The organism is Salinibacillus kushneri (assembly GCF_900111405.1).
GTDB lineage: Bacteria > Bacillota > Bacilli > Bacillales > Alkalibacillaceae > Salinibacillus > Salinibacillus kushneri.
In genome coordinates this window covers 1-11,546 of sequence record NZ_FOHJ01000021.1, presented here as the reverse complement: position 1 = coordinate 11,546, position 11,546 = coordinate 1, and the positions used below count along the sequence as shown (strand labels likewise).

11 protein-coding genes, 1 pseudogene and 1 riboswitch are annotated in these 11,546 nt (G+C 36.7%); of the genes and pseudogenes, 8 read left to right on the top strand and 4 right to left on the bottom strand.

From position 1 onward, the window contains the following. Window positions 1-98: 98 nt before the first annotated feature. Entirely contained in the window at window positions 99-1,007 is a 909-nt protein-coding gene (locus tag BMX63_RS17475; RefSeq protein ID WP_342733778.1) for a patatin-like phospholipase family protein, read from the bottom strand. A gap of 188 nt (window positions 1,008-1,195) precedes the next feature. On the opposite strand from BMX63_RS17475, the gene BMX63_RS17470 reads away from it, so the two are divergent. The 4 genes and pseudogenes from BMX63_RS17470 (at window position 1,196) to BMX63_RS17455 (ending at window position 4,198) form a co-directional block, all read left to right on the top strand. Continuing rightward, window positions 1,196-2,128, top strand: a complete 933-nt coding sequence (locus BMX63_RS17470) for an aldo/keto reductase (protein ID WP_093137864.1) — start codon at window positions 1,196-1,198, stop codon at window positions 2,126-2,128. Between the two features lie 669 nt (window positions 2,129-2,797). Further along, a complete protein-coding gene (locus BMX63_RS17465; RefSeq protein WP_177167376.1) occupies window positions 2,798-3,244 on the top strand; it encodes a hypothetical protein in 447 nt (148 codons plus the stop codon). Window positions 3,245-3,480: 236 nt separating this feature from the next. Continuing rightward, window positions 3,481-3,741: pseudogene (locus BMX63_RS17460) on the top strand (metal-sensitive transcriptional regulator). Between the two features lie 160 nt (window positions 3,742-3,901). Beyond that, a complete protein-coding gene (locus tag BMX63_RS17455) occupies window positions 3,902-4,198 on the top strand; it encodes a rhodanese-like domain-containing protein (protein WP_093137861.1) in 297 nt (98 codons plus the stop codon). Between the two features lie 60 nt (window positions 4,199-4,258). Here the strand turns inward: BMX63_RS17455 and BMX63_RS17450 are convergent, their stop codons facing one another. From BMX63_RS17450 to BMX63_RS17440, 3 genes are all read right to left on the bottom strand, one after another. Continuing rightward, window positions 4,259-5,026 (bottom strand): ABC transporter permease, encoded by a 768-nt coding sequence (locus BMX63_RS17450; RefSeq protein ID WP_093137860.1) that lies wholly within the window; start codon window positions 5,024-5,026, stop codon window positions 4,259-4,261. Further along, window positions 5,023-5,754 (bottom strand): ABC transporter ATP-binding protein, encoded by a 732-nt coding sequence (locus BMX63_RS17445; RefSeq protein ID WP_093137858.1) that lies wholly within the window; start codon window positions 5,752-5,754, stop codon window positions 5,023-5,025. The genes BMX63_RS17450 and BMX63_RS17445 overlap by 4 nt, the downstream gene beginning before the upstream one ends. Window positions 5,755-6,102: 348 nt before the next feature. Then, window positions 6,103-6,537 (bottom strand): Rrf2 family transcriptional regulator, encoded by a 435-nt coding sequence (locus BMX63_RS17440; RefSeq protein WP_093137857.1) that lies wholly within the window; start codon window positions 6,535-6,537, stop codon window positions 6,103-6,105. Between the two features lie 136 nt (window positions 6,538-6,673). On the opposite strand from BMX63_RS17440, the gene hmpA reads away from it, so the two are divergent. The 4 genes from hmpA (at window position 6,674) to BMX63_RS17420 (ending at window position 11,447) form a co-directional block, all read left to right on the top strand. Next, the gene (gene hmpA, locus BMX63_RS17435; protein WP_093137855.1) at window positions 6,674-7,912 is read left to right on the top strand and encodes an NO-inducible flavohemoprotein; all 1,239 of its coding nucleotides are present in this window, start codon (window positions 6,674-6,676) and stop codon (window positions 7,910-7,912) included. 95 nt (window positions 7,913-8,007) lie between these two features. Further along, window positions 8,008-8,113: riboswitch (SAM riboswitch) on the top strand. A 129-nt stretch (window positions 8,114-8,242) separates the two neighbouring features. Continuing rightward, window positions 8,243-8,794, top strand: a complete 552-nt coding sequence (ssuE, locus tag BMX63_RS17430; RefSeq protein ID WP_093137854.1) for an NADPH-dependent FMN reductase — start codon at window positions 8,243-8,245, stop codon at window positions 8,792-8,794. Window positions 8,795-8,918: 124 nt separating this feature from the next. After that, entirely contained in the window at window positions 8,919-10,292 is a 1,374-nt protein-coding gene (locus BMX63_RS17425; RefSeq protein ID WP_093137852.1) for an LLM class flavin-dependent oxidoreductase, read from the top strand. A gap of 180 nt (window positions 10,293-10,472) precedes the next feature. Then, window positions 10,473-11,447, top strand: coding sequence for a bile acid:sodium symporter family protein (locus BMX63_RS17420; RefSeq protein ID WP_093137851.1), 975 nt, complete (start codon window positions 10,473-10,475; stop codon window positions 11,445-11,447). Window positions 11,448-11,546 lie beyond the last annotated feature (99 nt).

Below are 11,546 nucleotides of genomic sequence, written 5' to 3'. Positions count from 1 at the left end.
AAGGCTACTGCAGTTGGAATACCCATAAAAACAGGCACCGGCTTTGCCAGTGCCTGCTTTTTATATGGGGGAAATCAGCCCTTCCTGTAATTGTCTGGTTATGATGGAACATTTTCTTCTATGTAAGAGGCTGGTGGTTTGTCTGTTGTTGAAAGAAAGATTTCTAAGTCTTCCAACTTCTTTTCAGCTTCCAGATATCCTTGCATGTATAGTTGTTCAAGTTTTTGATGATTCTTTTCAATTCGACTGGCAATTAATGGTTCATCAGGCTGAATAATAAACAATTCATTGCGCATTTCCATTTCTCTTAATTGATGCATGGTTTGATTATAAAGAAGATGGCGGTCATGTAAAAGCTTTTGTAATGCAGGCTTTTCTTTAAAAAGACGTTTATATAACCAATTTAGCTTCGTCGCTTTTTTGGTATATCCACGATTTCTTGTAAGAATGACTACATGTTTTTTCATCCCACGATCCATAAGCGGCTGAATCGGGATGGGATTTGAAACCCCTCCATCCATTAATTCTATATGATCAAATGTAACACTCGGCGACAAAACAGGTAACGAACATGAAGCTCGAATAACAGTAAATAAATCATTTTTTTCATCAAATGTATCATAATATACGGGCTTTCCTGTCTCGATATTCGTTGTTCCAATAATAAAATCAGATTTTGATTCATTAAAGGCATCAAAATCTAAGGGAACAATCTCATTTGGCACTTTGTCAAAAATATATTCCATATTAAACAATTCTCTTTTTTGAAACATGCGTTTAAAGGAAATGGACTCGGGGTTTTTTCCCAACTCCTTTAAAATTTTATAGTTGCGGTCTCGTTGTTTGGCAATGTATGAACTTCCGATTAAGGCTCCGGCTGATGCAGTGGCAACAAAAGGGAAGTCGATATTTTTATCCATAAATAAGTCCAGTACTCCAGCGGTATAGGCACATCTCATGCCGCCGCCTTCTAACATAAGTCCGGTTTGATGTTCCAAAGGGCACACTTCCTTATTCTAGAATAAAAAAGAATGTTCGTATCTAATAGTCTATCAAATATTAAGATGATACACTAGTTTAGCTTATTGTACTCCTGTAAATATAATTATATATATGTGTGTGATTAGAAAATTTGTTGTTTTAAAGGTAAAATGTACATATCACATTTTTAATCTAATGATTGGAATGGAGGAATATGATGAAACAAGTACAAATCGGACAAACCGGCTTATATGTCAATCCAATCGGTATGGGTACCAATGCAGTTGGCGGCCATAACCTTTACCCAAAAACAGATGATGAGGAAGGTCGTGAATTAGTTAAGTCGTCTATAGATGCAGGGGTCAATTTTTTGGATACGGCCTATCTTTATGGTCCTGGACGGTCTGAGGAATTAATCGGAGAAGCATTAAAAGATATGAGTAATCGTGAGGATATAGTTCTTGCTACAAAAGGTGGAGTCCGTTTTGCAGGAGAGGATATGGAAGTAAATAATACTCCTTCTTTTCTTAAACAAAATGTCGAGGAAAGCTTAAAACGCCTTCAAACTGATTATATCGACCTTTTTTATATACATTATCCGAATCAGGATACACCCAAATTTGAGGCTGTTGGTGCTCTAAAGGAATTAAAAGATGAAGGGAAAATAAGAGCCATTGGCGTTTCCAATTTCTCTATTGAGGATTTAAAAGAAGCAAATCAGGATGGCTATGTAGATGTCTATCAAGGGGAATACAATCTCATCAACCGGACTGCTGAAAAAGAATTACTTCCTTTTACAGAAAAACATAAGATTTCCTTTGTGCCTTATTTTCCTTTTGCCTCTGGTTTGTTAGCAGGCAAATATACAAAGGAGACAACATTTCAAGACTTTCGAGCTGATATGCCCCATCTCCAAGGTGATGCTTTTAAACGAAATCTGAAGAAGGTTGAAGAGCTACGTCAAATGGCGAATACCAAAAATAAAGAAGTATCACAGCTTGTGCTTGCCTGGTATTTATCTCTACCTTCCATCGACACGGTTATTCCAGGTGCCAAAAGACTTGAACAAGTGAAAAATAATTTAAAGGCTCATGAGGTAGAGTTAACAAAAGAAGAAGTAGAGAAAATTAATCAGATTTTTTCTTAGTGTTCAGAGGTTGGGACAAAGTCTTTTTACTATGTCCCAACCTCTTTTTAGCTTCCCACGATAACCCTCATTTCCCATTCATTCTCGCTAGTTTTTCTAGAGAATCGTCATATAATCAATTTGTGAAAGAAAATAAGCGAGGCTAAACTTGCAGAAAAAAGGTGCTGTTCTTTACTGAACAGCACCTTTTTCAGGTGTCCTTAGCCTCATTATCTGTCATCTTGAACACGACGCATTTAATGTCTAAGGTTATCTTTTTGTAAAATACCAAAGGAACAAGTAAAAGATAATTAGCATCAGGTCTAAAGGGACATAAATGAACCGTAATATTTGTTTTTATTTTTGAAACATAATAACCCTTTAGCAAGGAGATACTATATTTTGTACTAATCTTGAAAGAAGTGATTTCTTTTGCATTTTGTTCTCCTTTTTTGGCTGTTTTACTTAAATATAAAAAATCGAACCTGGCGATGCATCAGTAAAGTGTATCCAAGTCTCTTTTACGTAACTATATTTAATGGCCTTTATTATATTTTGTGTAAGGATTATCTTATGTGGGATCTGAAATCCAGGCTTGTTAGCACAAAATCCATTCGTTATGTACATCTGTTTTTGTTTAATCCACTTATGATATTGTATTTTTTATCACAAGTTCCAAGCAATTTTTTCATGAAAGTCATTTATATTGGGAAACGTGTTTTCCAGTCCTTTTTAATTGAATGGATAGGAAAGCAATTAAAGATGATTTATTTCGATCATGGTTGGAATTTTCGCTGGTCCATAATGATTTATCTTAAAATGTATACCTTTAGTTTATTAATGCTTCGGAAGCCCTTATTAACATGGATATTATCGTTTTTGTCTACCATTTGTTTTTTGCTAATTTTTAATGTCCCTATAACGATTCAGCAAAAGATGCGAAGCTTCCTGAAAGAAAGTCTCCGTTTCTTTACATTAAAACGTTCATTTTTCCTTGCCCTTATGATTGCTATTATAGCCATTATCGGGATTGCTAAGGCAAGAAAATTCATGCAAAAAAATTACATACTTGTATGGCTTTTCTTTACCGTTGTACGTATGCTTTCACTCTCTAGCGATACGAAAAAAATGGCTTGAATCAATGAATATATGGATTAATAAGCAAAGATTAAAAACATTAGGGTATTGATTAAATACTTATGGGGGTATATGATATTGGTATGCAGTTTATTTCATTTTTTGTCTAATGTAACGTTAAGGATTGGCAACATAAACATTGATTTTGGAGGATATTTTAGAAGTCATTTCTATAAACGTGTAATAGATGGACTTCCTTTATTTTAGAAAGGCTGTTGAAGGGAAGGAGGGGGAATATGGAATACGATGCACAAACCAAAAATCGTATAAAACGGATTGAAGGATAAGTTCGGGGATTACTTAAAATGATGGAAGAAGAAAAAGAATGCAAAGATGTAGTAACTCAATTGACTGCAGTAAGAAATGCTCTTGATCGTACAGCCGCCTTACTTGTCAGCAAAAATTTAGAGAAGTGTATTCGAGACGAGAAAAATAGAGGAGAAGATTCGGAGGACCTTATAAAAGAAGCAGTTAATTTACTTGTGAAAAGCAGATAAACTTATAGGTTGACTTTTTAAAGAGTATATTACTCTAACATGATGGGTTAAGTTCAAAAAGTTAACCCTATTTTTTACACTTTCATTAATACCCATACAGGTATAATAAGTATAAGCAGCAAGGTGAAATAGGAAATATAAAATTTTGGAGGTAATGAATATGAAGGAAATTCAACCACAGCAATTGGCTAAAAAACAAAAAACGGATGAAGAAGTAAATGTTATTGACGTCCGTGAAGACGAGGAGGTTGCTCAAGGAAAAATACCAGGTGCCAAACATATTCCATTAGGCCAAATTACAGATCGTATAAACGAATTAGATGAAAACTCATATTACTATGTGGTATGTCGTTCCGGAGGCAGAAGTGGCCGGGCTTGTGAAATTTTAGCAGCTAAAGGCTTTGATGTAACCAATATAGCTGGTGGAATGCTTGCCTGGGAAGATGAAACTGAATAAAATCAGGAGGATTATTCATGAAAAAAACCCAAACTGTAGAAACAATTTGGGCAAACTAGTCTAGTTGTCGTTTTCCAAATGATTATCCAAAAACTGCATCCGATCGTTAAATAAGGTTGGATAAGATAAATACCCAAGTAAAATGCTCGTTACAACAGCTGTTGTTAATAATAGAAATAAAATAAGCAATTGAAACATAACTGCCTGAACAGGATCTGCACCTGCTATGATTTGTCCGCTCATCATGCCGGGAAGCTGAACCAGGCCGATAGTTTTTTGGCTCTCAATAGTTGGGATAGTACTTGCCTTAATGGATGTGATCAGCTGACGGTAAACGGCTTGTTTAGGTGTACCGCCAAGAGACAGGATTAATTCTGTCTGCTCCTCTTGGTTATTTAATTCACCAGTGAAACGGTTTAAAAATAAGATGGAAAGCACCATAGAATTTCCGATTACCATACCACTAATAGGAATAATATATTGAGCAGTAGCTGGTGTGATGTTTAAGCCGAGTAAAATGCCTTGTGTTAATGCTTCAATAAACACAAAAGTAGCAACAAGCTTCCATATGATTCCCTTTATTGATGCACCTTTTCGCTGCGCGTTATGAGTGGCTGCGGTTATCATTAAGATAATCATTAGAAGGATGTAAATCATGCTTTCTGATTCAAATACAAATTGAAGAACATACCCGACAGCAAGCAGTTGAATGATGGAACGTACAGCTGCAATAATGGTATCCTTTTCCATTCCTAATTTCAGTGTTTTCGATAGAATAAGGGGAATCACCACAAAGATAAGGGTTAAGGATAAAGTTAAATAATTCATTCTGCTTCCCCCTTTACAAAGCGTTGTACATCCTCGTTTTGTGGATGATTCAGTATATCGCTTGGGCCGGTTTCGATAACTTGTCCCTCCATCATAACCCATGTATATTGGCCAACATCAAGAGCTTGCTTTAGATTATGAGTAATCCAGATAATGGTGGTACGATACGTTTCATTAATTCTTTTTATCAGCTTTTCGATATCTTCCTGGGATACTCTGTCCAGGGACGAGGTGATTTCATCCAAAAGCAAAATTTCAGGTTGATTTACGAGTGTTCGAGCTATGGATAGCTTTTGACGCTGTCCACCAGATAAGTCTTTCGTATTTCGATACAAATAATCTTCAGGCAGCCCTACCAATTTTAGTAATTCCTTCCCTCGATCTTCTGATAACTCCTGGTTCTGGAGATCCAATGGCAAATTAAGGTTATCATAAACATTTCCTTTAATCATGGTTGCACTCTGTAAAGCAATTCCGACGGTACGACGCAATTCAATCGGATTATAGTTTTTTATGTGCTGATTCAATACATAGATATCCCCAGAATCAGGCGATTTTAAACCATTACATAGCTTGAATAATGTTGATTTTCCTGCACCTGAGGGTCCGACTAAAGTGGTTATTTTACCTTCTGGAAAAGAACCGGTTATATTTTTTAAAATATGTAAACCCTCATCGGAAAAATTCACCTTTTCAAACTTAATGGCTATGTTTTCTGTAGAAGACATTTTCATCACTCTCTTTAAGTTATCTTATTTCCTTATTCTTTACTTATTTTATGGAAAGCTATTCTTGTATTCAAGCTTTATGATAGAAAAATCTGTACAGATAAAAACATGGAACAGCTCATGTACCCTGCATTTATAACCTTTCCTTATCCCAATTTATCTTGAAGAGCCTGTTTAAATACTTCTTATGTTCTTCAATTTCATTTTTATCCCCTATAAAAAGAAAAGATAAGGAATTCTTGAGGGGAGTTGTAAAAGAGACAGCAAAAGCAGTAGTAGCTTCATCTGCAAATAGATTTATAGATATTTTTCGATAAAAGCGAAACCTGCTTTGAAAGCTTTCCCTTTTTAAATTCCCATTAAATAACGTAATTCCTTATCATTCACGACTAAATCCTGAATCGTATATTCCTGTAGAACCTCCCAAAATGCCTTTAAAGCTTGATTTAATGTATGTTTCAATTTACAAGCAGGTGATATAACACAATGATCTGTGCCTTTTTCGAAGCATTCAAGTAAAGAAAAATCATTTTCCATATATCGTACAACCGTACCTACATTGATCTCACTAGCTGGTTTCGCCAGTCGAATTCCACCATTGCGGCCGCGAATGGTCTCTAATAATTCTATTTTATTTAACTCATAAACGATTTTTCGCAGGTGATGATCGGAGATATTAAACGTATGGGAGATTTCTTTAATACTTGATAATTCATTATCCTCTTTAGTTGCACAAAAAATGAGTACTCGAAGTGCATAATCGGTATATTTTTTCAGTTGCATTGTCATTCTCCTTATCATTTTGCTTCACAATATTGTAACACAAATCGTATTTAAACCTATTGAGACAGTTCGTATAATAGTTATAAAATAAAGATGTATTTCAAATACATCTTTTAAAAAAAGGGGAGTGTTCTGCATGAATACACAAACTGCTTCAGGTCTTGATCAACAAACAAGAGATATCGTAAAGTCAACCGTACCTATTCTGGAAGAACGGGGAACAGACATCACAAAACGTTTTTATGAGCGTATGTTTGAAAACCATCCTGAACTAAAAAATATTTTTAACCAGACAAACCAACGAAAAGGGGATCAGTCCAAGGCATTAGCAAATATGGTTTATGCAGCTGCATTACATATTGACAATCTGGAAGATATTATACCAGCCGTTCAACCTGTTGCCCATAAGCATAAAAGTTTAAATATCAGGCCTGAGCATTATCCAATTGTTGGAGAAAATCTTCTTATGGCCATTCGAGAAGTGTTAGGTGAGGAAATAGCTACGGACGAGGTGCTCACAGCATGGGAAAAAGCCTATGGTGAAATTGCTAATGTTTTCATAAGTGTTGAAGATAAAATGTATAAAGCAGACAAGGATCAGCCAGGAGGATGGACTGGTTATCGTGATTTTAAGGTGAAACGAAAAGTAAAAGAGAGTGATGTGATTACTTCCTTCTATCTTGAACCAGCTGATAATCATCCATTCCCGCCATTTAAGCCTGGACAATATATTACGGTAAAGGCAGATATCGATGGGGAACCATATACGCATCGCCGTCAGTACAGCCTATCCATTGCTCCGAATGAAGGTGTTTATCGTATTAGTGTGAAAAAGGAAGAAGCATTGGACGAGAATCCGGATGGAGTGGTTTCAAACTATTTACATGACCATGTTGATGAAGGGGAGACGATTTCAATTAGTGCGCCTGCTGGTGACTTCACTTTAGATACAGAAGATGTAAGACCACTTATTCTCCTTAGTGGAGGCGTAGGGTTAACACCCATGATGAGTATGCTTGAGAGTGTAGTCGAAATGCAGCCAGAACGTGAAGTTGTTTTTATACATGCAGCGAGGTCAGGTAAATTTCATGCCATGAGAGATAAAGTGAGAGAAATAGATACAGCCAATGAGCAGGTAAAAAGCTATTTCGTTTATGAAAAACCCGAAGAAACAGATGAAGGTCTTTATGATAGAGAAGGATATGTGGACTATGAATGGCTCGAATCCATTTTGCCAACCAATGATGCGGCCTTTTATTTCTGCGGACCTAAAGGGTTTATGAAGGCTGTTTATCAACATCTATTAAAATACGAAGTGGATGAGGAAGATATTCATTTTGAAATCTTTGGCCCTCAAACGGTTATTGCGAAATAGTATTTTAGAGAACAGCCTATATGTAAATATCGAACCAAATACCTACTTGACTTATCGGAATAATTCAAATAAACTGATATGTAAAATAAAATAAATTCTTATCCAGAGAAGTGGAGGGAACTGGCCCTGTGAAGCTTCAGCAACCTCTGACATGGTCAGAAAGGTGCTAAATCCAGCGAGTTTTATCTCGGGAGATAAGAGTGGAACGGTTATAAAAGACACCCTCTTTTCTCCATTAAAAGAAAAGGGGGTTTTCTTATGGTGAAAATCATTGCCTGACGTGGTTGGCTAACGGAATCAAACATTACTTGAAGAAAGGATGTATGCACGATGAATGAAATCATTTTGTTATCAGGAAGTCCTTCAAATCCTTCACGTTCTGATCAAGTACTAAAATATTTGGGCCTGTTACTTGAACAAGAGAATTTTGCAGTTAATCATATTTCTATTCGTGATTTTTCAGCGGATGATCTCTTTCTTGGGCGATATGACAGTCCGGCTATAAAGCGTCTTACAACACTTATTGAAAAGTCTGAGGGTGTTATTGTGGGTTCTCCTGTATACAAAGGGGCCTACTCTGGAGTTTTAAAAGCGTTACTTGATTTATTACCTCAGGACGTCTTTAAGTCTACACCTGTTCTTCCAGTAATGACTGGAGGAAGCGCAGGACATTTGTTAGCGCTTGAATATAGTTTAAAACCTGTTTTAGCCACCTTAAAGGCTCATAATTTAAAGGGACTTTACTTTTTAGATGAACAGATTAATAAATATAGAGAGCTTCCAATAGTTGATGAAGAGATTCTGCTTCGGGCAAAAAAACAATTAAACTATTTTGTTGAAGTCATCCAAAGGCAAAATGTTACCTATACAACGTATTCTTAATAAAAGCTTAAAAGGGGGAGCATATCTAGACTGATTTCCTTTATGGACTTTAAATGGGCAGATGAAAATGGAGAAAATGATGAAATGCTAAGAAAAGCTTAATTTAAAGAAGGAGGATTTTCAAGTGGTGAAAAATCGTATCTATTTAAATGCGTTTGATATGAATTGTGTTGGCCATCAATCTCCTGGAGTCTGGACACACCCCGATGATCAATCACATCAATATAAGGATAAAGCGTATTGGATCAATCTTGCTAAACTATTAGAAAAAGGAAAATTTGATGGAATATTTTTAGCTGATGTATTAGGTCCATACGATGTATATCAAGAATCCCGGGATGCTGCAGTTCGTCAGGGAGCCCAAACACCTGTTAATGATCCGATGCTTGTTGTTCCTTTAATGGCTGCGGTAACAGAGCATCTGGGCTTTGGTGTAACGGCTTCTGTTACCCATGAGCATCCTTATCCGTTTGCAAGGAAAATGTCGACATTAGATCATCTCACGAATGGTCGGGCAGGGTGGAACATTGTGACATCTTACTTAAAAAGTGCAGCTGTTAATATGGGGTTGCAAAATCAGATAAAACATGATGAACGATATGATATTGCTGAGGACTTTTTACAGGTTTGCTATAAGCTTTGGGAAGAAAGTTGGGAAGACGATGCGGTAAAGATTGATAAAGAGAATGGAGTTTTTGCAGATCCTGATAAAGTCCATGATATTCACCATGAAGGACCATATTTTCAAGTTCCAGGAGCCCATCTAAGTGAACCTTCTCCTCAAAGGACACCTGTACTGTATCAGGCAGGTGCATCGAAGAAGGGACGCGCCTTTGCAGCCAAAAATGCAGAACTTGTCTTTATTGGTGCCCCGACCCTTCATGCGGCCAAAAAAACCGTTGAGAGATTAAGACAAGAAGTAAAAGAAGCAGGGCGGTCTCCGGAGGAAGTAAAAATTCTGCCTATGTTCACGCCTATTGTCGGTAAAACGGAAGAAGAGGCCCAGGCAAAGTTCCAGGATTACAAAAATCATATTAGTCATGAGGGAGCTCTTGCTCTATTCGGTGGGTGGACCGGTATTGACTTATCTGACTATCATTCGGATCAGGTACTGGAATACATTGAAAATGATGCTATTCAATCTGCTGTTGAAAACTTCACGAAAATTGATCCAAATAAAAAATGGACGGTTGAGGAGATAAAAAATTTTGTGGGTATTGGAGGGATGAGTGCATTTACAGTTGGTTCACCGGAACAAGTTGCAGACACAATGGAAGAGTGGGTTAGAGAGGCAGATGTTGACGGTTTTAATATTGCGTATGCGCTCACTCCAGGAACCTTTAAGGATTTTATAGAGTATGTGGTTCCAATCCTGCAGGAAAGAGGTTTGGTTCAAACAGAGTACTCAGGTACAACGTATCGTGACCGGTTATTTAATCAGGGAGACCATTTACCTGACCATCATCCAGGAAAGAATACAAAATCAATGCTAGTATAAGAGTAAAAAAAAACGAATTCCTCTACAATGAAAGAGAGAATTCGTTTTTTTTGTGTCCTTTGTATCTTGCTTGATTATTTAATTCAAGTACTAAATATTTTAATTTTCTAATTATATTGAAATATATATAAAATTCTTATAATATATAAAGACACATATTTTAAAAAGGGGTGAGAGTATTTGAAAACATTAGAGAAGGTTAGTCAGTTTGCGGGAAATACATTTGCCATATGGGTTATCCTTTTTGCTATTTTAAGTTTCTTTTTTCCTGAGGGATTTACATGGATTGCCCCTCATATTGCGTTATTATTAGGGATTATTATGTTTGGAATGGGCTTAACCCTTAAATTGGAAGATTTTAAAGGAGTATTAAAAGCTCCAAAGAGTGTGCTGATTGCCGTTCTTGGTCAATATACCATTATGCCTTTACTAGCATTTGGACTGGCTTCTGCCTTTCAAGTTCCAGCAGAAGTAGCAGCCGGTATTATATTAGTGGGATGTTGTCCCGGTGGAACGGCTTCAAATGTTATGACTTTTCTCGCTAAAGGAAATACAGCACTTTCTGTTTCCGTTACCGCTGTGTCCACCTTACTGGCACCTATCTTAACACCAGCATTAACATTAGTGTTTGCAAGTCAATGGTTACCGGTGTCGTTTATAGATATGTTTATTTCGATTGTTCAAATTGTACTTGTTCCCATTGTATTAGGAATTATAGTTCGTTTGTTATTTTCTAAGCAGGTAGAAAAAAGCATTTCAGTCTTACCGCTTGTTTCCGTTGTGGGTATTGTAGCGGTAGCATCCGCTGTTGTAGCTACTAATACAGAAGCAATTGTTACAACTGGTTTATTGATTTTTAGTATTGTTGTATTACACAATGTTTTAGGACTTATCATTGGTTATTTAATAGGCAAATTATTGAGACTCGACTTTAGTGATCAAAAAGCGGTTTCGATTGAAGTCGGGATGCAAAACTCAGGTCTTGGTGCAACTCTCGCACAGTTACATTTTGCTCCCATTGCAGCAGTACCAAGTGCACTATTTAGTGTATGGCATAATATTTCCGGACCTGTTTTGGCAACCTGGTGGGGAAAGAAGAGTGATGAAGCCAAAAAGTCTGAACAAACTCAATCAGGTATAAGCTATGCGAAATAAACATAGTAAGAAAAAGGGCCTTTCACTTTATGAAGGCCCCTTTTCATGGGATGGTTTTACCACCATCCTCCTCCAAAGCCACCGCCGTAGCCACCACCG

What these genes read in the sequence shown, in the direction of transcription:
- BMX63_RS17470 (WP_093137864.1), top strand. Translation starts at nt 1,196, where the DNA reads ATGATGAAACAAGTACAAATCGGACAAACCGGCTTATATGTCAATCCA.
- BMX63_RS17465 (WP_177167376.1), top strand. Translation starts at nt 2,798, where the DNA reads ATGAAAGTCATTTATATTGGGAAACGTGTTTTCCAGTCCTTTTTAATT.
- BMX63_RS17455 (WP_093137861.1), top strand. Translation starts at nt 3,902, where the DNA reads ATGAAGGAAATTCAACCACAGCAATTGGCTAAAAAACAAAAAACGGAT.
- BMX63_RS17450 (WP_093137860.1), bottom strand. Translation starts at nt 5,026, where the DNA reads ATGAATTATTTAACTTTATCCTTAACCCTTATCTTTGTGGTGATTCCC.
- BMX63_RS17445 (WP_093137858.1), bottom strand. Translation starts at nt 5,754, where the DNA reads ATGTCTTCTACAGAAAACATAGCCATTAAGTTTGAAAAGGTGAATTTT.
- BMX63_RS17440 (WP_093137857.1), bottom strand. Translation starts at nt 6,537, where the DNA reads ATGCAACTGAAAAAATATACCGATTATGCACTTCGAGTACTCATTTTT.
- hmpA (WP_093137855.1), top strand. Translation starts at nt 6,674, where the DNA reads ATGAATACACAAACTGCTTCAGGTCTTGATCAACAAACAAGAGATATC.
- ssuE (WP_093137854.1), top strand. Translation starts at nt 8,243, where the DNA reads ATGAATGAAATCATTTTGTTATCAGGAAGTCCTTCAAATCCTTCACGT.